24 protein-coding genes are annotated in these 23,664 nt (G+C 59.7%); 21 read left to right on the plus strand and 3 right to left on the minus strand.

Going from position 1 to position 23,664, the window contains the following annotated elements; all coding sequences use genetic code 11:
• The first annotated feature begins 1 nt into the window (after position 1).
• From ACIQWP_RS27850 to ACIQWP_RS27925, 16 genes are all read left to right on the plus strand, one after another.
• On the plus strand, positions 2-2,206 hold the full coding sequence (locus tag ACIQWP_RS27850) for an MGH1-like glycoside hydrolase domain-containing protein (protein ID WP_402794583.1): 2,205 nt from the start codon (positions 2-4) through the stop codon (positions 2,204-2,206).
• A gap of 389 nt (positions 2,207-2,595) precedes the next feature.
• Positions 2,596-3,672: a PotD/PotF family extracellular solute-binding protein gene (locus ACIQWP_RS27855; protein ID WP_402794585.1), complete on the plus strand. Its 1,077-nt coding sequence runs from the start codon at positions 2,596-2,598 to the stop codon at positions 3,670-3,672.
• Entirely contained in the window at positions 3,662-4,576 is a 915-nt protein-coding gene (locus ACIQWP_RS27860) for an ABC transporter permease (RefSeq protein WP_402794588.1), read from the plus strand. The genes ACIQWP_RS27855 and ACIQWP_RS27860 overlap by 11 nt, the downstream gene beginning before the upstream one ends.
• Before the next feature lie 12 nt (positions 4,577-4,588).
• Positions 4,589-5,368, plus strand: coding sequence for an ABC transporter permease (locus ACIQWP_RS27865; RefSeq protein ID WP_402794591.1), 780 nt, complete (start codon positions 4,589-4,591; stop codon positions 5,366-5,368).
• Positions 5,355-6,401 carry an ABC transporter ATP-binding protein gene (locus ACIQWP_RS27870; RefSeq protein WP_402794593.1) on the plus strand — a complete coding sequence of 349 codons (1,047 nt, stop codon included), beginning with the start codon at positions 5,355-5,357 and terminating at the stop codon, positions 6,399-6,401. Before ACIQWP_RS27865 ends, ACIQWP_RS27870 begins: the two co-directional genes overlap by 14 nt.
• Before the next feature lie 4 nt (positions 6,402-6,405).
• Positions 6,406-7,014 (plus strand): cysteine hydrolase family protein, encoded by a 609-nt coding sequence (locus ACIQWP_RS27875; protein ID WP_402794596.1) that lies wholly within the window; start codon positions 6,406-6,408, stop codon positions 7,012-7,014.
• 42 nt (positions 7,015-7,056) lie between these two features.
• On the plus strand, positions 7,057-7,536 hold the full coding sequence (locus ACIQWP_RS27880) for a MarR family winged helix-turn-helix transcriptional regulator (protein WP_402794599.1): 480 nt from the start codon (positions 7,057-7,059) through the stop codon (positions 7,534-7,536).
• Between the two features lie 37 nt (positions 7,537-7,573).
• Entirely contained in the window at positions 7,574-9,904 is a 2,331-nt protein-coding gene (locus ACIQWP_RS27885) for a beta-glucosidase (protein WP_402794602.1), read from the plus strand.
• 314 nt (positions 9,905-10,218) lie between these two features.
• Positions 10,219-10,791: an FMN reductase gene (gene msuE / locus ACIQWP_RS27890; protein ID WP_402794605.1), complete on the plus strand. Its 573-nt coding sequence runs from the start codon at positions 10,219-10,221 to the stop codon at positions 10,789-10,791.
• A 42-nt stretch (positions 10,792-10,833) separates the two neighbouring features.
• Entirely contained in the window at positions 10,834-11,937 is a 1,104-nt protein-coding gene (gene sfnG, locus ACIQWP_RS27895; RefSeq protein WP_402794608.1) for a dimethylsulfone monooxygenase SfnG, read from the plus strand.
• Between the two features lie 139 nt (positions 11,938-12,076).
• Positions 12,077-12,982, plus strand: coding sequence for an ABC transporter ATP-binding protein (locus ACIQWP_RS27900; RefSeq protein ID WP_402794611.1), 906 nt, complete (start codon positions 12,077-12,079; stop codon positions 12,980-12,982).
• The gene (locus tag ACIQWP_RS27905) at positions 12,982-13,878 is read left to right on the plus strand and encodes a branched-chain amino acid ABC transporter permease (protein ID WP_402794614.1); all 897 of its coding nucleotides are present in this window, start codon (positions 12,982-12,984) and stop codon (positions 13,876-13,878) included. The genes ACIQWP_RS27900 and ACIQWP_RS27905 overlap by 1 nt, the downstream gene beginning before the upstream one ends.
• Before the next feature lie 3 nt (positions 13,879-13,881).
• Positions 13,882-14,922, plus strand: a complete 1,041-nt coding sequence (locus ACIQWP_RS27910; protein WP_402794617.1) for a branched-chain amino acid ABC transporter permease — start codon at positions 13,882-13,884, stop codon at positions 14,920-14,922.
• A 98-nt stretch (positions 14,923-15,020) separates the two neighbouring features.
• On the plus strand, positions 15,021-16,355 hold the full coding sequence (locus ACIQWP_RS27915; RefSeq protein ID WP_402794620.1) for an ABC transporter substrate-binding protein: 1,335 nt from the start codon (positions 15,021-15,023) through the stop codon (positions 16,353-16,355).
• 78 nt (positions 16,356-16,433) lie between these two features.
• The gene (locus ACIQWP_RS27920) at positions 16,434-17,246 is read left to right on the plus strand and encodes an ABC transporter ATP-binding protein (protein WP_402794623.1); all 813 of its coding nucleotides are present in this window, start codon (positions 16,434-16,436) and stop codon (positions 17,244-17,246) included.
• 15 nt (positions 17,247-17,261) lie between these two features.
• Complete coding sequence (locus tag ACIQWP_RS27925; RefSeq protein ID WP_402794626.1) at positions 17,262-18,509, plus strand: SfnB family sulfur acquisition oxidoreductase; 1,248 nt, start codon at positions 17,262-17,264, stop codon at positions 18,507-18,509.
• Positions 18,510-18,722: 213 nt separating this feature from the next.
• Here ACIQWP_RS27925 and ACIQWP_RS27930 read toward each other — a convergent pair whose 3' ends face one another.
• On the minus strand, positions 18,723-19,013 hold the full coding sequence (locus ACIQWP_RS27930) for a type II toxin-antitoxin system RelE/ParE family toxin (protein WP_402794629.1): 291 nt from the start codon (positions 19,011-19,013) through the stop codon (positions 18,723-18,725).
• The gene (locus ACIQWP_RS27935; protein ID WP_402794918.1) at positions 19,010-19,258 is read right to left on the minus strand and encodes a CopG family ribbon-helix-helix protein; all 249 of its coding nucleotides are present in this window, start codon (positions 19,256-19,258) and stop codon (positions 19,010-19,012) included. Before ACIQWP_RS27935 ends, ACIQWP_RS27930 begins: the two co-directional genes overlap by 4 nt.
• A 106-nt stretch (positions 19,259-19,364) precedes the next feature.
• Between ACIQWP_RS27935 and ACIQWP_RS27940 the strand changes: the two genes are divergently transcribed.
• Positions 19,365-19,811, plus strand: a complete 447-nt coding sequence (locus tag ACIQWP_RS27940) for a carboxymuconolactone decarboxylase family protein (RefSeq protein ID WP_402794632.1) — start codon at positions 19,365-19,367, stop codon at positions 19,809-19,811.
• Between the two features lie 69 nt (positions 19,812-19,880).
• Here the strand turns inward: ACIQWP_RS27940 and ACIQWP_RS27945 are convergent, their stop codons facing one another.
• Positions 19,881-20,774: a LysR family transcriptional regulator gene (locus ACIQWP_RS27945; protein WP_402794635.1), complete on the minus strand. Its 894-nt coding sequence runs from the start codon at positions 20,772-20,774 to the stop codon at positions 19,881-19,883.
• A gap of 145 nt (positions 20,775-20,919) precedes the next feature.
• On the opposite strand from ACIQWP_RS27945, the gene ACIQWP_RS27950 reads away from it, so the two are divergent.
• From ACIQWP_RS27950 to ACIQWP_RS27965, 4 genes are all read left to right on the plus strand, one after another.
• Positions 20,920-21,315: a cupin domain-containing protein gene (locus ACIQWP_RS27950; protein WP_402794638.1), complete on the plus strand. Its 396-nt coding sequence runs from the start codon at positions 20,920-20,922 to the stop codon at positions 21,313-21,315.
• 68 nt (positions 21,316-21,383) lie between these two features.
• Positions 21,384-22,145, plus strand: a complete 762-nt coding sequence (locus tag ACIQWP_RS27955) for an SDR family NAD(P)-dependent oxidoreductase (RefSeq protein WP_402794640.1) — start codon at positions 21,384-21,386, stop codon at positions 22,143-22,145.
• A 22-nt stretch (positions 22,146-22,167) separates the two neighbouring features.
• A complete protein-coding gene (locus tag ACIQWP_RS27960; RefSeq protein ID WP_402794642.1) occupies positions 22,168-23,391 on the plus strand; it encodes a multidrug effflux MFS transporter in 1,224 nt (407 codons plus the stop codon).
• Positions 23,310-23,621 (plus strand): PfkB family carbohydrate kinase, encoded by a 312-nt coding sequence (locus ACIQWP_RS27965; protein WP_402794645.1) that lies wholly within the window; start codon positions 23,310-23,312, stop codon positions 23,619-23,621. The genes ACIQWP_RS27960 and ACIQWP_RS27965 overlap by 82 nt, the downstream gene beginning before the upstream one ends.
• The last annotated feature ends 43 nt before the right edge of the window (positions 23,622-23,664 follow it).

The following is a 23,664-nucleotide window of genomic DNA, read 5'->3' on the forward strand; positions in this document are numbered from 1 at the left end:
CATGTTGCAACATGCCACCATACCACTGAAACGCGCCTGGAATTCCTGGTCCGACCGCCCTGCGGAAATGATCTTCCTGCCTCTGGGCGTGCGGCTTACGCCAATCCTCTATTCGACGCGCAGCCGCTCGACGTCAGCCATAGAACCGCGCCGCGACACGGTGCGGCTCGGCCGGCATGAGATCGACGGCTCGCGGGTCGAGCTCGAAGTCGACCATTCCGGAACAAGCCTTTCCTTCCATTGGACAAAACCCGCTCCGTTCGTCCTGTGCGGCGGCTGGGAGACGATAAAGTCCGGTGAGTGGGGTCTGCGCTTCTGGGTTACGCTCGCGATCTCGTCGGACAATGGGGAAGCAGTCACCTATGACGAAAATGCCGGCGTTGCGCTGATCAAGATCGGCCAGCGTTATGTCGCGATAGCGAGTGCGGAAGCGCCGGTTCAGATCACCGGCCACGACAGCATCGCGGCCTTGCGCGATGATTTCGAAACGAATGGCTATTTCTACCTTGGAAGCCGACGGCTTTCGGCGCCTGTCCTCGGCCTGCGGTTCAATCTCGAAATGATGCGGAGCGGCGCCTATGCCGCCGCAGTCGCCGACCGCGCCGATCTGGCGATCGACAAGGCACGCGCCGCCCTCTTCGGCAAGACGGATGCAGAGCCCGATCTGGCGGACGAGGCGCTGGCCGCCATTCGCGACATCGTCGGCTGGAATACGATCTGGGATGAGACCAATCACCGTCCCTATACCGCAGTGACGCGTATCTGGAATCTTGGCAAATTCGCCGTCTGGTACAACGATCAAACCTACGCAGCGCTCCTTGCCGGCCTCTTCGACGCCGATCTGGCGCGCGAGAACATGGCAACGGCGCTTGCCGGCGCCACGCCGCAAGGCAATATCGCCTGTATCGTCACATCGAACGACGCCTGGGTGGATCGCAGCCAACCGCCGCTTGGCTCCTTGACGGTGTGGGATCTCTACCAGCGGTCCGGTGAGCGCTCCATCGTGGAGGCCAGTTACGAAGCTCTTGCACGCTGCCAGCGCTGGTGGCGCGCCAACCGCGATCCGGAGCAACGCGGTCTGCTGTCCTGCGGCTCTTCCGACGTCGGCGAGGCCCTCTACAAGGGCACCGCATTCGGCGCGCGCAACGAGACCGGCATGGACAATTCGGCGACCCATGACGAAGCCGTCTACGATCCAGCCACCCGCACGCTTTCGACATTCGATCTCGGCCTGAATTGTGTCGCGGCGGTTGATGCCGAAATGCTCGCCAATCTAGCCGACGTGCTTGGCCGCGCTACCGAAGCTCAGGAATTTCGCCTGTTGGCTGAACGCAGCCGCAGCTTGATCGGCGACATATTGTGGGACGACGAGCGCAAGATCTTCGCCAACAGGCAACGGGACGGTGGTTTTGTTCGTTCGCTATCGCCGACGAGCTTCTATCCGCTCTTGTGCGGCGCGGCCTCGGAGGAACAGGCACGCCATCTTCTTGTGCACCTGGAGGACGAGACGCTTTTCGCCGGCGAATATGCGTTGCCCAACGCAACGCGGGATGATCCTGCCTTCGCCGAAAATGTCTACTGGCGCGGCCGCATCTGGCCGAACGTCAACTATCTCGTCTGGCTTGGGCTCAAACGCTACGGTTTTGCAATGGAAGCTGAGAAGCTGGCGCGCCAATCCTTCGATCTCTTCACAAAATCCTGGCGTGGTCAGCGGATCGCGGCGGAAAACTACAATGCCACGACGGGCGAAGCGCTGGATCAGGGGGATACGGATCCTTTCTACATCTGGGCCGGCCTGCTGCCCTTGATGACCGTCGCGCGGATCGTCGATGTCGACCCTTGGCAGGGGTGGATACTGCACAACCGCGGTGAAGATGCCGAAATCGGGCCGATGCTCTCGCCTTCCGGTCCCCTCACGGCCACGATCCGCGCCGGCGAAATGATGGTTTCGATCAACGGCACGGTGGTCGTTGTGACGGACATGCCGCTGGCTATGAATGGATTCAGCGTCGATGAGGGACGGCTGCGTTGCCGTATCGGCCCGGTCGATCGGCCTGGCACTCTTCAGCTGCCGTTCCTCAATCCGGATCGCATTGTCACCGCGCGCCTCGAGGGGAAGGACATCTCCCCAAAGGCCGGGCAGTCCACCGCCTCCTTCGCTGTTGCCGCCGCTACCCGGGAAAGATTGTTGGACATCATTTTCTAACACTCTCGCAACGCTTCGCGACGGTGAAAACTTGACAAATATTATTTTGAGTGCAATTCTTTGTACACAAATAATAATGAGTAAAAAGACTCGACCGGGCAATGAGGGCTGAACAAACAAACATGTATCACTTGGATAGATATAAGAGTCGTCAAATCGGCGCATAGCGCCTGCATTGACGCGCATGGCATTTGTTGGAGACGGGATGTGATGGCATCGCGCAATGTTTTCTTATGTCCGAACGGTACTTATCTTCCGAAGTATTTTAATTTGTATACGAATTAAATTCAGCATCACTACCTACGAACTGCATTCAAAGTCCGCCCGAAGGCAAATAGCCGGAAACGGGTGGCGAAAGGTCAAAACAAACCATGAAGAGGGGTTTCAGCATGCAGCAGATAACAAGACGCCAGACATTCAAATTGATCACATCGGCGCTCGTCGCCACTGCCGTCTATCCGGCACTTCCCAAGGCGGCATTTGCCGCTGGCCAGATCACCGTTTTGAACTGGCAGGGCTATGGCACGGATGAAGCATGGTCGCTGAAGAAGTTCGAGGAGAAGACGGGCATCAAGGTCGTGCACGACTATTATAGTTCCGAATCCGAAATGCTCACGAAGCTGCGGACAAATCCGGGAACCTACGACCTGGTAATCCTCAACGCAGCCCGTTGCGCTCAGGCGGTCAGCGAAGATCTGTTGCAGCCGATCGACTTCTCGAAGGTCCCGAATGCGGCAAACATCGACAAGAGCCTGCTGGCCAATCCGAACTTCTCGCACGATGGAAAAGGCTACGCCGTTCCGTGGCTCTGGGGCATGACGGCCCTCGCCGTCCGCGAAGGTTCGCCAAAGCCGGATAGTTATGCAGCTTTGGCGAACGCCGCCTACAAGGGGCGTGTCGCCATGGACGACGACCCCATCATCAACGTCGGCATTGGCGCCTTGATGACCGGCCAGGATATGAACGACCCCAAGGATCTCGATGCCGTCAAGAATGCGTTGAAATCCATCAAGCCGAACGTAAAGCTGCTCTGGTCGACGGAGGATCAATGGAACAAGAGCTTTGCGGCAGGCGAATTTGATCTGGCTGTCTTCTGGTCGGGCGGTTCGGTGCGCAGCAAGCGTAACGCGAAGCTGCCGGTGGAATTCGTGGTGCCCAAGGAAGGCCCGGTCGGCTGGGTCGATGGCATCGGCATGCCTGCTTCCGCCCCGAATGCATCGGGAGCCCTGGCCTTTGCAAACTGGCTGATCGATCCTGAATTCTATTATGAATGGGCCACCAAGGTCGGCGCCCCGGCGTCTGCCAACTCCGCCGCCCTGGCCAAGCTGCCGGATACCGATCTCAGCCGCCAGGTGCACAAGCCGGAATATCTAAAGACGCAGAACATCATGTCCGCGTTGCCGGACGACCGACGGGAAGCCTTCAATAACCTTTGGCAGGAAGTGAAAGCCTTCTATGCTGAATAAGACAGTAGACCTTGCGTCTCAGCGCGGATCCCCGGATCCGCGCCCGAGGCGTCAACTGCCGCCGTGGCTGTCGACCGCCGCGTTGCTGCTGCCCACCTACGGCTGGCTGACGCTGGCGGTATTTCTGCCGCTTCTGACGATGCTTGTCTTCTCCTTCCTGACCGCGACCCCGATGGGCAACAAACCCATCGTGTTCACGCTCAAGCAGTATCGCGCCTTCATCGACCAGCCATATCTTATCGGCATCGGCATCAATTCGCTGATGATCGGGTTCTGGACGACCCTGTCCTGCGCCGTGCTCGGCTTTCTGGCTGCGCTCGCCCTGGCGCGCGCCACGGCGGGAAAGGCACGAGAGACGCTGCTGGTGCTCATTCTCCTGCCGTTCTGGACCAATGGGCTGGTGCGCGTCTTCTCCTGGACAATGGTGCTGCGTGAAAACGGCTTTCTCGACAATCTGCTACATATGATCGTCCCTGATGCCGGATCGATCAGCATTCTCTATACGCGTTATGCGATAGTTGTAGGTCTCGTGCACGGTTACCTGCCCTACATGATCCTGACCTGCTACATTGCCCTTGTCACCATCGACGATGCGATCATCGAGGCCGCCACAAGTCTTGGCGCGCGTTGGTGGACCATCCTGTGGAAGATCCTTTTGCCGATGGCGGGTCCGGGCCTGATTTCCGGTGCCATCCTCACATTCGTTCCGGTCATCGGTTCGTTCATGGAGCCGCGCATCCTCGGCGGTCGTGTCGGCGTCACCATGGGCACCGTGATCGAGGACCAGTTTACCCAGGCTTTCAACTGGCCGCTCGGCGCTTCGCTTTCCTTTACCTTGCTCGCTGTCGTGCTTGCCATATTCGCTACATTCTCCGGCGTCCTGCGTCGCGGAACGGCTGCATAAGGGAGGTCCATCATGAAACTGCTCGGCCGCACCTACCTGATCGCCATTCTCGTCTTCCTCTACACACCGATCCTGGTCATGATGGCCATGGGGTTTAACGAGTCCCCGCTTTACGAGCTTCCATTCAAGTTTTCGACGCGCTGGTACTCGGCGCTGATGAGCAACACCACGCTGCTCACGGCAGGCGCCAACAGCATCATTATCGCCATCATCACCGCGGTGCTGGCAACTACGCTTGGGACAATGGCATCCGTGGCGCTTTCGCGCCGCAGCTTTCGCGGCAAGAGCCTGCTGCAACTCATGCTGCTGCCGCCGATTGCCATTCCCTGGCTCATCACGGGAACGGCCATGTTGATCTTCTTTTATTGGAGCGGCATCGGAAGAGGCATGCATGCGCTGATCATCGGCCATGTCGCGCTGGCCATCCCCTATGTCGTCCTGGTGGTCGGGACCGGCTTCAAGACCGTCCGTGCCGACCTGGAAGAGGCCGCCATGAGCCTTGGCTCGACGCCGGTTCATGCCTTCTTCAGCGTGACACTGCCCCTGCTCTATCCCAGCATTCTCGGTGCGGCGCTCTTTGCATTCGCCGTCTCGCTGGATCAATTCGTCATTTCCTATTTCCTAGCCACGCCGGGCTATTCGACCCTGCCGGTGCAAATCTATGCGGCAATACGCAAGGGGTTCACACCCGAAATAAACGCCATCTCGACGCTTCTCCTGCTCGGCTCGATGGCAGCCATCCTGATCTTTGCGCGCTTTGCCAAACCCGGAGAAAACCGTGACCAACGTTAAAGTCCAGTCCGTCGCCAAGAGCTTCGGCGCAACGCCCGTCCTGACCGACATCACGACCGAATTCGGCGAAGGTTCCTTTACCAGCCTGCTCGGACCCTCTGGCTCCGGCAAGACGACATTGCTGCGCATCGTTGCCGGCTTCATCCGTCCGGATCAGGGCGTGGTGATGATCGGCAAGAACGATGTAACGCATATACCCGTTTGGGGACGAAACATCGGCATGATGTTCCAATCTTATGCGTTGTTCCCCCATATGACCATCGCGCAGAACGTTGCCTTCGGGCTCGAGCGGCGCGGCATTCGCGGAGATGCAGCCCGCAAGGAGGTGGAGCGTGCGCTCGAGATGGTGCGTCTGCCCGGTTTCGGCAATCGCCTTCCCAAGCAGCTCTCCGGCGGCCAGCAGCAGCGCGTCGCGCTGGCGCGAGCCATCGTCATCAAGCCGAGCGTGCTGCTGCTTGATGAACCTCTCTCGGCTCTCGATCGGCGCCTGCGGCAGGAGATGCAGGTCGAACTTCTGCGTATCCAGCGCGAAAGCGGCCTGACGACCATTTTCGTCACCCATGACCAGGAAGAAGCGCTGACGCTTTCCGACAATGTCGCCATTCTCGACAAGGGCCGGATCGTGCAGATCGGCGCCCCGGCTACGGTCTACGAGCAGCCGCGTACGCGCTTTGCCGCCGAATTTCTCGGTGACTCCAACTTCCTGGCCGGCACGGTCGAGGCAGGTGCGGTGCGGCTCGACAACGGCGCCGTCGTCCAAACCACAAGCACGCTTCCGGTCACCGGAAGTAAGGTGACGCTCGCGGTACGCCCGGAAAAGATGTCCACCGCGCCCGACACGGGGACCAACAGAATCTCAGCCCGGATCACCACCGTCATCTATGCTGGTGCGGTGCTGTCCTACATGCTGGAAACAGTCGATGGCCTTGCGCTGAAGCTTTTCGCACAGAACCGAGACGGCCAACTGCTACGGCAGGGCGAGACCGTGACGCTTTCCTGGTCTCCCGAACATACCGTCGCGCTCGCGGATTGACACGATGGGGGCGCACAAGCGGGCATCGAACTTCCGGCATGTCGTAATCGACATGCAGCGCCTTTTCGCGGAGAAGACGGCGTGGCACACGCCAGCGCTGGCATCGATTTTGCCGAACGTCGTGCGGCTAAGCACGGCTCTGCGTTCCCACACGCTCTTTGCCCGCTTCATCGTTCCGCGGACGGCGGAGGCGGCGGAAGGAAGTTGGCAAGGATATTATCAGCGTTGGTCGATGATAACCGGTCCATGGCACGATCCGGCGCTGCACAATCTCGTCGAACAGCTGTTGCCGCTGGCGAACGAAGCAAACATGTTCGACAAGCTTGGCTATTCCGTATTCGCCGGGACGGACCTGCATCGGCGGCTCGAGCACGAGCAAGTCGGCACGCTGATCTTTTCGGGCATCGAGTCCGATGTCTGCGTTTATGCGAGCGTGATGGCGGCGATCGATCTTGGCTATGAGGTCATCCTTGCGACCGACGCCCTCGCCAGTGCGGATGACCGAGCCCACAAGGCCGTTCTTGACGTCCTCGCGCCGCGGTTGCCGGAGCAGATCTCACTCATGTCGACGCAGGCCATTCTCGACAACTGGGCACAAGACCTTAATTCTTGAAAACGCCGCGCCGGAGAGGTGCAGCGACGATGCGGGGGGAAGATGGATAAGAGACCGGACGAAACCAACGACCAGGCAGCAAATACCCAGCCCACGGAAAGAGCCGGCATGTCGGACTATGCGCTCGGCGAGCAGATTGGCTTCCTTCTGCGCCAGGCCAACCAGCGACATGTCGCGATCTTCACGAACCTGATGATGGAGAAGCTGACAACGACGCAATGGGCAGCACTCGTCAAGCTGCGCGATCTTCAGCCCTCCTCCCAGGGCAAGCTTGGCCGAGAGACCGCAATGGACATGGCCACCATCAAGGGCGTGGTCGACCGGCTTGCGAAACGCGATCTTGTCAAAACCGCGCCCGATCCGACGGACGCCCGCAGGCTTGTCCTCACCCTGACGGAGGAGGGCGAAGGCATCGTCGATCGCAATCTCGCCGTCGCCGCGGATATTTCGCGGGAAACACTCGGGCCTCTCAGCTATGCCGAGCGCGTCATGCTGACCGAACTGCTGCGCAAGATCAGCTGATACGCCGAAGACTCCGACACAGCCACGGATGAAGACCATGGGAGAACATAGCGAGTTGAACAGCGCCGAACTGGTCGAGCACCTGAGCGACGAAGAAAAGGTAGACCTTATCAGCGGGCGCGGATTGTGGAAGACGGCCGCCATTGAGAAGCTCGGCATCGTATCGATCGTCATGACCGACGGCACCTATGGCGTCCGATATTCCACGACACAGATCGAAGCGGGTGATAGCGATGAAAACGATCTCGCGGCGTTTCAGGCGTTGGTGAACCAGCAGGCCGACGATAACATGTTCGGCTCTACCCGGCCGGCCACCTGCTTTCCGAACGGCAATCTCCTCGGCTGCTCCTGGGATGTGGAGCTGGCAGCGCGCGTGGGCGACGCCCTGGCGGCGGAATGCCTGAGCATGGGCGTGCGCCTGCTGCTCGGGCCCGGCATCAATACTCGGCGCACGCCGCTTGCCGGCCGCGCCTATGAATATTATTCGGAAGATCCAGTCATCAACGGCGAGCTGGCCGCCGCCCTCATCAATGCATTGCAGGATCGGGGCGTGGGGACCTCGCTCAAGCACTTCGCCTGCAACAATTCGGAACTCGATCGCACCACGATGAGTTCGGATGTCGACGAGAGGGCGCTTCGCGAAATCTATCTTGCCGGCTTCGAGCGCGCGATCGCCAAGAGCAATCCGTGGACGGTGATGAGCGCCTATAACCCGATCAACGGCGTGCAAGCCTCGGAACATGCGTGGCTGCTGACCGACGTGCTGCGCCGGCAATGGGGCTATGAGGGCCTTGTCGTTTCCGACTGGCATGCCATCAAGGATCGTGTGGCCTCAATCGCCGCCGGCTGCGACCTCGACATGCCGGAAAGCGCGCCGCGCAAGAGAAGGCTGCTCGCCGCCCTGAAATCCGGTCACGCCGATCGCGCAAGGCTGGATGACGCTTGCCGGCGCGTTCTCAACCTGGTTCGCAAGTGCTCTACAGCACAACCATCTGCCCCGGTCGATCTGGAGACCCATCATCAACTCGCCCGGCGGATCGCTGCGGAATCAATCGTGCTTCTCAAGAATCGTGACGATGTCCTTCCGCTCGACCCGGCCCGACTGAACCGGATCGTCGTCATCGGCGATGGCGCGATCCATCCGCAGATCCAAGGTTCCGGATCGGCGACCACTAATCCTTACCGCGTCGATCTACCGATCGAACGGCTGAGAGCGCGAAGCGGCGCATCGCTGCGCATGGATCACATTCGATCTCCGGCGTTCGCGCAGGGGCAAGAAAACGAAACAGTGGCGAATATCCTGGCCGATTGCGCCGGAGCCGACACGATCATCGTCTTCGCAGAGAACGCCAAGAGCCGCAACGGCGAAGGTAACGATCGCGACAGCCTTGAGCTGGAGCCATGGCAGAATACGACAATCGCCGCCCTCGCCGCAGCAAACCACGCAGTCATCGTGGTGCTGTCGATGCCGGACGCCGTCGCCATGCCCTGGCTCCGCGACGTCGATGCGGTGCTTGCCGCCTTCTACCCAGGTCAGGGCGGTGGCGAAGCGATCACTCAGATCATCTTCGGCGAACAAAATCCCTGTGGCAAGCTCAGTGCGACGATGCCCGTAAGGATCGAGGATATCCCGGGCTGGCATAGCTATCCCGGAGAAAACCGCCACCATGTCTACAGCGAAGGAATATTCGTCGGTTACCGTTTCTATGATCGGAAAAAGCTTGAGCCATTATTCCCCTTCGGTCATGGTCTCAGCTACACCCAGTTTTCCTATGAGACACTATCCCTGGATCGCCAGGACATAGGCGCGGATGATGTCTGCGAAGTTGCATTCACTCTTCGTAATTCCGGCGCCCGCCAGGGCAAGGAAATCGTGCAACTCTACATCCGGCCGATCGAGCCTGATCTAGCCCGGCCTTTGCGAGAATTGAAAGCCTTTACAAAAGTCGATCTGAAGCCAGAGGAGGCAAAAACCGTCACATTCACGCTCTCCCGCAGGGATTTCTGTCACTACGATCCTGCAGAAGGGCTTTGGGTTCTGCGTGCCAAGGCCTTCGCTATCGAAGTCGGCGCGTCCTCGCGCGATATCAGACAGACGGCCGAACTTTACTGCCGACCGGATACCAGGCCGGCACGAAAATTGTCACCCGCCTCGACACCCGCCGAAGTACTGTCTGATCCCAGCGCGGAGCGGGTTCTACGCAACCTGATAGGCGATAAGCTTGGCTTTTCGGCTGAAGAGACCGAAGCTATTATCGAAAAAATAAGTGGCTCGTTTCTCGGCATCTACGATACGATTAGCTGGTATCTGGATGACAAATTGCAAGAAGAAGAAATTGCAGACGCGCTCGCGAATTTGCACCAATGAACCAGTGCTTGGCTGAACCTCCTAGCTCGACGTTACATTTTGCCACCGCGCTTCTCGACGAGTTGTAAATGACGCTCTTGAGGGGAATCGAACTTCAGACAAACAAACCAAATCCCAAAGTCCTTGGATTATCGCCCGTCAGGACGGGTTAAATTCCGGCCTGGCAGCTCAGGCTACGATTTCGGTCGATTGGACTCATTCGTATCAGCCAACATTTGCGGATCATCTTTTCCCAGAATCACGAAACTTTGGGACAGATTTGTTCGATAAACTATAAAATCTATAGACTATATCATGAGAATTGAGGGGTTTGCATGACTGTGCTTGGTATTTCTGGCGCCATTCGACGCCCTTCACGGACGACTCGTCTTGTGGAGCTGATCATGGAAGCGATTGAGAGCCAGCTCGGCGTTAGGACCGGTCGACTGGATTTGGTGGATGCCGCGCCGATCCTGTTCCGCGCTCTTCGAGTTGATCAGCTTGATGCGCAGGGACGGGCTATCATCCAACATGTCGAAACGGCAGATGTGCTGGTGGTCGGCTCACCTGTCTATCGAGCGTCCTATACCGGCGCGCTTAAACATCTTTTTGATCTCGTCGACTACCGGGCGCTTGCTGGAAAGAAGGTTATTCTGGCCGTCACCGGCGGAACACCGATGCATGGGCTCATAATCGAACACCAGCTTCGGCCGCTACTCGGCTTCTTCGGCGCCTTGACCGTGCCAACCGGGATTTACGCAGTCGAGTCTGATTTCACCGATTATGCGCTGACCAATCCGGCCATACGCCGGCGCATCGAGCGTGCTGTCGACGAACTTAGCGAGCTTTTGCCTTCGGTGAGGCGGAGCGCTGACAGCCCATCACATCTCTTGCCAGCAATTGCCTGAAGCAAGCCTGAGCGGTCTGTTCTACGAAAGAGGGGAAACCTAATGTCGCGTGCAAATAATGACGCCCTGAAATTCGCCTATTGGGTGCCGAACGTGTCCGGCGGATTGGTGATCTCGAACATCGAGCAGCGCACGAGTTGGACGATCGACTACAACAGAAAGCTTGCGCAGATCGCCGAGGCGAGCGGTTTCGACTATGCGCTGAGCCAGATCCGATTTACGGCCGGATATGGTGCTGAGTATCAGCATGAATCCGTTTCCTTCAGTCATTCGCTTCTGGAGGCGACGACAACGCTGAAGGTGATTGCCGCGATCCTGCCCGGTCCTTGGACGCCGGCGCTGGCGGCCAAGCAGATCGCGACGATCAACCATCTCACCAATGGCCGCGTCGCGGTCAATATCGTCAGCGGCTGGTTCCGCGGCGAATTCCATGCCATCGGCGAACCCTGGCTCGATCACGACGAGCGCTATCGTCGCTCCGAAGAGTTTATCCGTGCGTTGCGCGGCATCTGGACGGAGGACAGCTTCACCTTCCGCGGCGATTTCTATCGTTTCACCGATTACGCGCTGAAGCCGAAGCCGATCGATCCGCAGCCGGAAATCTTCCAGGGTGGCTCGTCGCGCGCCGCGCGTGACATGGCTTCGCGGGTGTCCGACTGGTATTTCACCAATGGCAATACGCCCGAAGAGATCGCCAGGCAGGTGGACGACATCCAGTCCAAGGCAAAGGCCAACGGCCATCACGTCCGCATCGGCGTCAACGCCTTTGCCATCGTCCGCGATACCGAGGAAGAGGCAAAGTCAGTGCTTGCCGAGATCGTCGAGAAGGCCAATCCCGACGCCGTCAAGGCTTTCGGTCACGAGGTGAAGAACGCCGGCAAGGCCTCCCCCGAAGGTGAGGGCAACTGGGCGAAATCCAGCTTCGAGGATCTCGTGCAATACAATGACGGCTTCCGTTCCAATCTGATCGGCACGCCGCAGCAGGTGGCGGAACGCATCATCCGGTTGAAGCAGGCCGGCGCCGACCTGATCCTGCTTGGCTTCCTGCACTTCCAGGAGGAGGTGGAGTATTTCGGCAAGCACGTCATTCCGCTGGTCCGGGAACTGGAAGCGGCGCAGGCCGCTCAACCGGTCGCCGCAGAATAGACATGCCGAGAGAAGCGGGCCGCAAGAGTAGCCCGCAATCGGCGACGCATGGCGGAACCTTGAAGGCTCCGACGGGAACCTGTGCCTCATCAGCCAATGAATGCCGTGAGGGATCGCGAGAGGGAAGGACATAGACGCAATGACCTACGCGCTTAGAGGGGTCGACACATCCCCTCCTCTGCCGGAACCCCAGGGCCGCCGTATCGAGACCGCAGCTCATACCCGTTCGGCGGCCAACGCGGCGATTACGTCTGCAGACGTTCTGCTTGCGCTTGATGACGTCAGCCTTTCCTTTGGCGGCGTCTCAGCTCTCGCCGATATCGATCTCAGCGTCGAACGCGGCGAAATCCGCGCCATCATCGGGCCGAACGGTGCCGGAAAGAGCTCGCTCGTCAACGTCATCAGCGGCGTCTATCGGCCTGATCGGGGCCATGTCCGGATCGCTGGAAAACGTTATGGCAATGTCCCAACCGCGAAGCTTGCACGCCTCGGTATTGCCCGGACATTTCAGAACCTTGCCCTTTTCAAAGGCCTGAGCGTCCTCGACAATGTCGTCTCCGGTCGGGCTCATACCGTCCGCTCAAGCTTCATCGGCCAGATCGCGCGGATCGGCACTGCGCGCCGGGAAGAAGCGGATGCCCGCGAGCGCGCACGGCAGATCCTTTCCTTCCTGCATCTTGACGATGTCGCAGACCGGCTTGCCGGCACCCTGCCCTACGGGCTGCAGAAGCGGGTCGAACTTGCCCGGGCGCTGGTTGCGGAGCCGAATATTCTGCTTCTGGACGAGCCGATGGCCGGCATGACGGCAACCGAAAAGCAGGAAATGGCCGGCTTCGTGCAGGCTACCCGGAAAGCCCATGGCACCACGATCATTCTGATCGAGCACGACATCGGCCTCGTGATGGAACTGTCGGATCGGGTCGCCGTGCTCGACTACGGCCGCAAGATCGCCGACGGCACCCCGGAAGAGGTGCGGGCCGATCGGCGCGTCATCGATGCCTATCTGGGCGTGGCTGCCGAAAACGAAGACGGAGCGGGAATCTGATGGCGGACTTCGATTGGCTTTTTTTCATAGAGGTGCTTGTCGGCGGACTGCTGTCGGGCGTCATGTATTCGCTTGTCGCGATCGGCTTCGTCCTGATCTACAAGACCTCCGGCGTGCTCAATTTCTCTCAAGGGGCACTCCTGCTTTTTGCCGCCCTTACCTTTGTCAGCCTGGTCGAGAAAGGCGTGCCGTTTGCGCTGGCGCTCGCGCTCACCTTTGCGCTGATGGTCATCATCGGCATTGCTATCGAACGCATCGTGTTGAGGCCGCTCACCAATAAGCCGCCCATCACGCTGTTCATGGCCACGCTTGGCCTCTCTTACATCATCGAGGGTGCTGCGCAGTTGATCTGGGGGACGCAGGTGCATGGCCTTGATCTCGGCATCGACGACGTTCCCTTCGACGTCGGCGGCGTGCTCATCAGCCAGTTCGACATCTTTGCAGCAGCGGTGGCGGCCATCATGGTGGCGCTGCTGTCGATCTTTTTCCGTTATACCCGCGTCGGTCTCGCCTTCCGTGCCGTCGCCGACGATCAGTTCGCAGCCCTTGCCGTCGGTCTGCGTCTGCCCTGGATCTGGGCCACGGTCTGGGCGACTGCAGGTCTGGTGGCGCTGGTGGCGGGGCTCCTTTGGGGCGCGCGCCTTGGCGTTCAGTTCTCGCTGTCGCTGGTCGTCCTGAAAGCGCTGCCGGTCCTGGTGCTGGGCGGTTTTGACTCCGTTGCCGGAGCCATCGTCGGCGGACTGCTCATTGGAGCAAGCGAGAAGCTCGCCGAGGTCTATATCGGCGACTATTTCGGCGGCGGGATCGAGAGCTGGTTTGCCTATGTCGTGGCGCTCGCCTTCCTGCTCATCCGTCCCTCGGGCCTGTTTGGCCAGAAGCTCGTCGAAAGGGTCTGAACCATGGCGTCCATCACACATGATCTTGGCCGCACCCAGATGCTTCCGCGCTGGCTCGCACCGGCAGCCCTTCTTGCCGTCGCCTACCTCGTCGTCCCGCTCGTCGGCACAAACTATCTCTTCGAAGCGATCCTGCTGCCGTTCCTGGCGCTCAGCCTTGCCGGCGTCGGTTTGAACATCCTGACCGGCTATGCCGGGCAGGTCTCGCTCGGCAGTGCCGCCTTCATGGCGGTCGGCGCCTTCGGTGCCTATAATTTCAATCTGCGCGTCGAGGGACTGCCGCTGATCGCAAGCATCGTGCTCGCGGGTCTGTCGGCCGCGGCAATCGGCATCATCTTCGGCCTGCCGAGCCTGAGGCTCAAAGGCTTCTACCTTGCGGTCTCGACGCTCGCGGCACAATTCTTCGTGCAATGGGGACTGACCAAGTTCAGCTGGTTTTCCAACGACTCCGCCTCGGGCGTAATCGACGCACCGCCGCTTCGCATCGGCGGCCTCACCTTGGATGACGCGATCGGCCGCTATCTCTTCGCGCTGACAGTCGTCACGGTGCTGACATTTCTGGCGCTGCGGTTGGTGTCATCCCAGACAGGGCGGAATTTCATCGCAGTGCGTGACAACGAGACGGCGGCCCGCATCATCGGCGTGCCGGTCTTGAAGACCAAGCTGCTGGCCTTTGCGATTTCCTCCTTCATCATCGGCGTTGCCGGCGTGCTCTGGGCCTTTACCTATCTGCGCACCGTGGAGCCGGCGGGTTTCAACCTCGATCGCTCGTTTCAGGTGCTGTTCATCATCATTATCGGTGGGCTCGCCTCCATCCGCGGTGCCTTTCTCGGGGCGGCACTGATCGTCGTGTTTCCGCTCTTCCTGTCGCGATTGGGCGCATTCTTTCTCGGCGACATCTTTGATTCCGGCGTGCTCGACATGAGCCAGCGTATCGTGCTCGGCAGCCTGATCATCCTCTTTCTCATTCTCGAACCGGACGGCCTCGTCGCTCTCTGGGACGGAAACATAAGACGAATCGGCAGCGCTCTGACACGGCGCTGAACTGAACCCGGAGCGCGTGCTCCCAAAAGCAAGAAATCCATTTTCGATCAATGCAGGTCCGGTCATCTCGCCGGCCATCACCCGGAGTGTATCCAGAAATGACATTCTTCAGCAAACTCAAGATCGCGGCGCTCGCCGCCGGGATCGGCTTCTCCATCGCACTTCCCGCCGCACACGCCGACGAGCAGTATTTTCCGCTGCAAAGCTATCGTGTCGGCCCATACGCGGCTGGTGGCACCGGCTTCTTCGGCGGCTTCATCGATTATCTGAACCTGATCAACACGCGCGACGGCGGTGTGAACGGCGTCAAGCTCACCTGGGACGAATGCGAAACCCAATACGAAGTCGAGCGCGGCGTCGAATGCTACGAGCGACAGAAAAGCCATCCGAACGCCGCGGCGTGGAACCCGCTGTCCGTCGGCATCGCCTATGCAATGATCGACCGCATCACCCAGGACAAGGTGCCGCTGATCACGATCAATCATGGCCGCACCGATTCCACCGATGGCCGCGTCTTCCCTTACGTGTTCCCGCTGCTGCTCAATCCCTACAGCGAAACGTCCGGCATCGTGAACTACATTGCCTCCAAGCTCGGCGGGCTGGACAATCTCAAGGGTAAGAAGATCGTGGTCCTCTACCACGGCTCGCCCTATGGCAAGGAAACCATCCCGATCTACGAACTCCTGTCGAAGAAATACGGCTTCGACCTGCAGCAGATCGAGGTTCCCCATCCCGGCAACGAGCAACAGTCGCAATGGCTGACGATCCGCCGGGCAAAGCCTGATTATGTCGTATTGCGCGGCTGGGGCGTGATGAACCCTGTCGCCCTTAAGACGGCCGTCAAGGTCGGCTACCCGGTCGATCACATCATCGGCAATGTCTGGTCGAACTCCGAGGAAGACGTCATCCCTGCCGGCGAAGCGGCAAAGGGCTACACCGCCATTACCACCCAAGCCTCGGGCGCCGAATATCCGGTCGTCAAGGAGATCGTCAAGACGCTGTATGACCAGGGCAAGGGCAATCTCGAGGACAAGAGCCGTATCGGTTCCGTCTATCACAATCTCGGCATCGTCAACGGCATTCTGAACGTCGAGGCAATCCGCATCGCACAGGAGAAGTTCGGCAAGCGAACGCTGACCGGAGACGAGGTGCGTTGGGGCTTCGAGCATTTGCGGCTTGATCCGGCCCGCGTCGAGGCGCTGGGCGCCAAGGATCTGTTCCACTCCATCAATGTCACCTGGGACAATCACGAGGGCAATGGCTACGTGACCTTCCAGCAATGGGACGGCAAGAAATGGAAGGTGGTTTCCGATTGGATCGCGCCGGATTGGGCTCTCTTACGTCCTATTATCGAAAAGTCGTCCGAGGCCTATGCCAAGGAGAAAGGCATCAAGCTGCGTACCTCCCAAGACGCGGAAGCCGCCACCAACTGATTGGCGGCAAGCCGAACCCTGGCGGCAAGCATGTCGCCAGGGTTCGGTCCGGTCTGCGACAAATCCGAGGAAAGTCATATGGTCGATGCGGATATCCTGCTCAGCGTCGAAGGCGTGAAGGCAACCTACAACCATACAATCAGGGCGCTGAGCGCGGTGAGCCTCACCGTCAAGCGCGGCGAGATCGTCGCCCTGCTCGGCGCCAATGGTGCCGGCAAGACGACGACGCTCAAAGCCATTTCCAACCTTCTGCCGGCCGAACGCGGCCAGATCGCTGCGGGACATGTTCGCTTCGGCGAAATCGATGTGACGACGACAAGCCCAGCGGCACTTGTTCGCGCCGGGCTCGTGCAGGTGCTCGAAGGCCGCCATTGCTTCCGTAGTTTGACCGTGGAGGAGAACCTGATCTCCGGTGGGCTTGGCCGTAGTGCGACACGCTCTGAAATCGCCGTCGATCTCGAAAAGATCTACGCCTGGTTCCCGCGCCTCAAGGAAAAGCGCCGCGTGACCTCGGGGCTTACCTCCGGCGGTGAACAGCAGATGACAGCGATCGGCCGCGCGCTGATGTCACGGCCGCGACTGCTCGTCCTCGACGAGCCTTCAATGGGTCTGGCGCCGCTTGTCGTCCAGGACATTTTTCGGACCTTGCGCCGCCTGAATGAAGAGGAAGGGCTCTCCATTCTCGTCGCCGAACAGAACTCGGCCATCGCGCTGAAATATGCAGATCGTGCCACGATCCTCGAAAACGGTGTCACAGCCATCAACGGGACAGCCGCAGATCTGCGCCAACGCAAAGAGGTGCAAGACCTCTATCTCGGCCGCAAAGCGGCAGCCAGCGACCACCTCGCACCCCTGCTCCCCGCAATCAATCCCCAAACCCATCACAACTGAAGAGGAGAGTTTGACATGACGATTTCGCAAGTGAAGACCGACAACGCCGCCAAAGCGGTTCCACCGGTCGCAAGGCCAGCCGAGCCAGCTCACATCATCAAGAACGACGCCGAGGCAATCGCCGTCGCCAAGAAACTGGCGACTGAGTTTATCAAGGATTCCGCCAAGCGCGATCGTGAGCGGATTTGGCCGGCGGCCGAACTCGACGCCTTTTCCCAAAGCGGGCTGTGGTCGATCAACGTCCCGAAAAAGTTCGATGGGCCAGAGGTTTCCTACGCCACGCTCGCAAAGGTGATCGAGATCATCTCGGCGGCCGATTCATCCATCGGCCAGGTCGCCCAAAACCATCTGGGCGTCGTCGCCGCCATCCGCACCGTCTCCGATGAGGCACAGCAGAAGCTGCTGTTTGACGAGGTGCTGAAGGGGACCCGTTTCGGCAACGCGTTTTCCGAGTTTGGTTCCAAGCGGGCCGTCGATTTCGAGACCAAGTTTACCGACGCCGGCGACCATGTGATCGTCAAGGGGCAGAAATTCTATTCCTCAGGCGCACTCCTTGCCCATCTGGTGCCGATTGTCGCACTCGATGACGAAGGCCGCGCCTGGTACGCGATTGCCGACCGCGGCGCACCGGGGCTTACCGTCATCGACGACTGGTCGAGCTTCGGCCAGCGCACGACGCTTTCCGGCACGGTGATTATCGACGACGTCAAGGTACCCAAGACGCATCTGGTGCCGGGCTATAAAGGCTATGATAAGCCGACCGCGGACGGCGCCATTTTCCAGATCATCCAGGTTGCGGTCGATACCGGCATTGCGCAAGCCGCAATCGACGAGACGATCGATTTCGTGCGCACGAAGAGCCGCGCTTGGGTGGACAGCGGGCTCGAGCGTGCCTCTGACGACCCGTATACGATCCAGGCGGTCGGCGATCTGACCCTGCGCCTGCATGCAGCCCAGGCACTGCTTGAAAGGGCTGGCTACGCCATCGATCGGGCGGTGGCCGATCCGACTGAAGAGACCGTGGCCGAGGCGCAGATTGTCACAGCCGAAGCGAAGATCCTCTCCACGGAAATCGCCATTGCCGCCACCAACAAGCTGTTCGAATTGGCAGGCACCCGCTCGACACTCGCCGAACATAATCTCGACCGACATTGGCGCAACGCGCGCACTCATACGCTGCACGATCCGGTACGGTGGAAATACGCCATCCTCGGCAAATATTTCCTGAACGGGGAAAAACCACCGCTTCACGCCTGGAGCTAGTTGCGATGATAAACTGGGCGCGGACAATCTTTCGCGCCCTTTCCAATGAATTGAATATGCTCGAACCGGAGCGCATCCGCACAGTTCTTCGCTTTGACATCGTTCCTTGCGAACCGCTGCCAAATTTTCGAATGGAAACGGCGAAAAACATAAAGCTCTTGAAAGGATACTAACCGACATCGCCCGCGTCGGTCTGGAGCTCAAGGTAAAAGCCTAAAACCCTGAAGGCCATCGCTGATGAGCATGCATGACCGTGAGAATCTCTACGTCTTGCTCGACACGGTAAGGAATAATGTAGAGGATATCCGTCAGCACCAGTTCGCGCGTGCCGTGGATGCGACCAACGCGACCTGTTGCGGGAAACTCGGCAAGCATGTCTACTGCCGACACGATTCGCGCGACCACCCGTGCAGCGGCATCCGGATTATCCTTCTGGATATGTGCGCCAATCCCATCAAGCCGCCGCAGTGCTCTTTTCGTCCATCGGATAGGCTTTCCGCTCATGATGTATGAGCAGACTTGATGTATTTTCCAATGACTTTCGCCACCTCGCCGCCGCTGGCGAAGTCGCCTCGGCTGGCTTCAGCCAACCCAGCCTCGATTTCGGCAATTTGCCACTCCTCGCGAGCAACGTAGTCCTCGATCGCCTGGGCTGCCATGTAAGATCGCGAGCGATCAAGCTTTTCCGCGATCTGGTCGAGTTTACTAGCCGTTTCATCTGAAACACGTACGGTGAATGCAGTCATGATCAAACCTTCCCTGGTTCACAACGATTATGGATGAACCACTGTAGTTCATCAAGGTTCAAAGCAACTGAATGGATCAGCACCAAATGAAAATGGGGATCTGTTCTAGGTGGAAATCAATGCGACCGGCGCGGTGGCCGTTGCCAGGCAGATATTCGTCGCCCGCGGGATCGGCGCCGGCCAGATCCCGGAAGCATCGCCGAAGCCACTTCCGCTTGACGAGGCGACAGATACGCCGCGTGCTCAAGGCGTCGAACAGAATGTCAGTCCGCCCTCCAGGGGCGTCGTCGACTATACGAACGGCGTGCTGTTCAAGGACTTGTGGCTGCGTCCGGGTCTTGCGCCGCGCGACCGCAGCCTGATCACGGTCACCGCACTCATCGCATCTGGTCAGGTGGCCCAGATCACCTATCACCTCAACCGGGCTATGAACGCCGGATTGAGCCAGGACGAGGCGTCGGAAGTGCTCACGCACCTGACCGTCTTTGCGGGTTGGCCAAACGTGATGTCTGCAGTGCCTGTCTTTAAGGACGTCTTCGAGAAGCCACAGACGTGACCAATCGTCATGGATTCATGCCCGGTTCTACCACCAAGGATCAAGGCCTGACCGGTGGCCGACGCGGCTTCAGCCGCGCTCCCGCAGCGCGTCGACGACGATATTGAACGCTGCCGACGATTGACGGCGGCTTGGGTAGTAGAGGTGATAGCCCGGATAATGCGGGCACCAGTCGCCCAATACCTGCACCAACTTCCCCGCCTCGATTTCGGGCGCTGCCAATCCGTCCGGTATGAAGCCCAATCCGAACCCATCGATGGCCATCGACTTGATCTGTGTGATGCCGTTGCAGGTCATCTGACCGTCGACGCGTACGCGCATCTCCTGGCCGTCCTTCTCGAACTCCCAAGCATAGAGACCGCCGCGGGTCGGCAAGCGAAGGTTGATGCATTGATGACGCGTCAGGTCCTGCGGGGTGCGCGGCGCGGGATTGCGTTCCAGATAGTCGGGCGAACCGATGACAATCATCCGCTGTTCGGGGCTGATCCGCACGGCGATCATTCCCTGCGAGACGATCTCGCCGAGCCGGACGCCCGCATCGAACCGTTCGGCGACAATGTCCGTCAGGCCATAGTCGATCACGAGTTCGACCTTGATGTCGGGATAGTCGCGCAAGACCTTGCGGAGCTTCGGCCACAGCACGAAGTCGATCGCATAGTCCTCGGCGGTGATCCTTATCCTGCCGGCCGGCTTCTCTCGCTTGTCGGTGAGGGAAAACAGCTCCCCTTCGATTTCCTCGAAGCGAGGCCCTATCGTGTTCAAGAGATGCTCGCCCTCCGGCGTCGGTGCGACGCTCCTGGTCGTCCGGGTCAGGAGACGGACGCCGAGGCGCTCCTCAAGATCTCGGACGGTATGACTGAGTCCGGATTGTGAGACGCCAAGCTTCGCAGCGGCTCTGGTGAAGCTGCGCTCGCGGGCGACCACGAGAAAAGACAGCAGATCATTGACATTCTCGCGCAGCATTCCGGCTCTCCAAACGTCCTTCACGGCACGCATATCACGAATTCATGCGACAGACCCATAAGTTTTTGCAGAATTATACGTATATTTGTTCTGAATGATTGGCCCTATCTTCTTGGCGGAAATGAAAATCCAGAAGGACTGAACGATGGACATCACCAGAACTGGCACCACGCCGTCGGGCAAAGGACCGGCCGAGTGGTTCACAGGCACCGTTCGCGTCGACCCCATGTTCGCGGCAAATGAAGCACGTCGCGGTTCGGCAGCAGCAGTCACCTTCGAGCCCGGCGCTCGTACTGCCTGGCACACGCACCCGCTTGGGCAGACCCTGATCGTGACCGCCGGTTTCGGCCGCGTGCAGCGCGAGGGTGGTCCGATTGAGGAAATCCGGCCCGGCGACGTCGTCTGGTTTCCGCCAGGCGAGAAGCATTGGCATGGCGCGTCGCCGACAACTGCAATGACGCACATCGCCGTGCAGGAGCACATCGACGGCAAGGTGGCAGACTGGTTAGAGCACGTGACGGACGACCAGTATCAGGGCTGATGCGACCTTTGACGAAGTGGCGGCCGTCGGCCGAGCTCCACTCAATCAACAAACAGGGAAAAAATGGCATGACATTCAACTTCGAAAACAAGGTGGCTCTCGTCACCGGAGCTGCATCGGGCATGGGCCTTGCCACGGCGAAGGCGTTTGCCTCCGCTGGCGCCTCTGTTGTGCTTGCTGACGTCAATAAGGAAGCGGTGGAAGCCGCTGCGACTGCGCTGGCGACCGAGGGACACAAGGTCATCGGCATCCGCTGCGACGTCGCCGACCTGGCCGACGTTGAAGCGATGGTGACAAAGACAATCGAGACCTTCGGAGGGCTCGATGCGGCGTTCAACAATGCGGGTGTCCAGAGTCCCGTCGCCGAAACGGCGCTCGCCAATCCCCACGATTACGACTTCGTCATGGGCGTCAACCTGCGCGGTATCTGGAACTGCATGAAGTGTGAACTGCTGCACATGCGCGAAAAGGGAAGCGGAACGATCGTCAACAACTCTTCACTCGGCGGGCTTGTCGGCATCGCCGAGCGAGGCATCTACCATGCGTCTAAGCACGGCGTGGTAGGGCTGACGAGAAGCGCCGGTCTGGAATACGCGCCGAAAGGAATCCGAATCAACGCCATCTGCCCCGGCATCATCGCGACGCCGATGGTCACTGGCATGCTCGAAACCCAACCCGAGGCCATGGACCTGATGATGAAGGACGTGCCGATCGGGCGACTGGGCCGGGCAGAAGAGATCGCCGACGCCGTCCTCTGGTTGTCCAGCTCGGCTTCGACCTTCGTTATTGGGCACGCGCTTCCGGTCGACGGCGGCTACACGGTTCGCTGAACCACAGCAAGGACAAACCCCGATGACATCCGAGATGGACGTGATCGCGATCAAACCGACATCCCCCGCCAAGGTCTCCGAGATGTGGCTGATGGCCGTACTTGGCACATTGTTGGCGTTTGCGTCCATCTCGACCGATCTTTACTTGCCCGCCATGCCGGGGATGAGCGCTGCGCTGCAGACCTCGCAGGGAAGCCTGCAGTACACGGTCTCCGGCTACCTGATCGGCTTCAGCCTCGGGCAGCTCTTCTGGGGTCCGATAGGCGACCGATTCGGACGGAGGGGGCCGGTCGCGTTCGGCCTAATTCTTTTCATGGCGGGCTGCGCGGGTTGCGCCTTGTCGACCAACGTTACCCAACTGATATCCTTCCGTGTCCTGCAGGCGATTGGAGCATGCGCAAGCGTTGTTCTCGCCCGCGCTATGGTGCGAGATCTCTATAGTCGCGACCGCGCTGCAAAGGTTCTCTCGACTCTTATGACCGTCATGGCGATCGCACCGCTTCTCGGGCCGAGCGTTGGTGGCCTGATCCTGCGTGTTGGACCTTGGCCGGCGATCTTTTGGTCGCTTGTCGGCATCGGCTTCGTCACGCTGATCGCGCTCTTTACCATTCCCGAGACGCTCCCGAGGGACCGACGAAACGCCGAGACAATGTCTGGCGCGTTCGCGGCGTACGGAACCCTGATCCGCGACGTCCGACTGCTTGGCTACGCCGGTGCGGTCGGCTTCTTCTACGCAGGCGTCTTTGCTGGCATTTCCAGTTCGTCTTTCGCTTACATCGACTATCATCATTTGTCCCCGCAACTCTACGGCCTTGCCTTTGCCGTCGGAACGATCGGCCTGATGGCCACGAACTTCGCCAATTCCCGCCTCGTGCACCGGTTCGGCAGTGATCGAATGCTGAAGGCAGGCGCCATCGGCGCCGCCCTGACCGGTGTCAACCTCGCTCTCGTAACTGCCACTGATTTCGGAGGAGTGTTCGGGATGGCGACCAGTCTCTGGGCGTTCACTGCGATGAACGGCTTCGTCGCTGCGAATGCGATATCGGGGGCGCTAGCCAACTTTCCGACGCGCGCCGGCGCCGCCTCGGCCCTGACGGGGGCGATCCAATATGGTAGCGGCGTGATCGGATCGGCGGTCACCGGAATACTGGCCGACGGCACCCCATGGCCTATGGGAGCGGTGATCGCCGTTGCAGGCGTTGGAAGCGCCGCTTGTCTCCTCCTTCTCGGTCGTCCGCGGCCCTGAAGACTGGCACGGCGTCCACGGTGGCGGCCGGAGGCGAAGGGGCTACGTACGTTGAACGTGGGAATTCGAGGGAAATCGCAATCCCTGCTCGAAAGGTGAAGCTCGTCAGCACGCATGGAGCAGGCGACGAGTTTATCGCCGTGCTGGCTGCCAACCTTGCTGCCGGGTTGGACATTGAGGTGGCATTGGAAAAGGTCAATGAGGCGGCCGCGATTGTTGATTTCCACTGAGAGCTGACCCGGCGCAGCGCGATATTTCCATTGAGAATTGACC

Origin of the sequence: Rhizobium sp. NPDC090279 (assembly GCF_044769665.1) — a bacterium.
GTDB lineage: Bacteria > Pseudomonadota > Alphaproteobacteria > Rhizobiales > Rhizobiaceae > Rhizobium.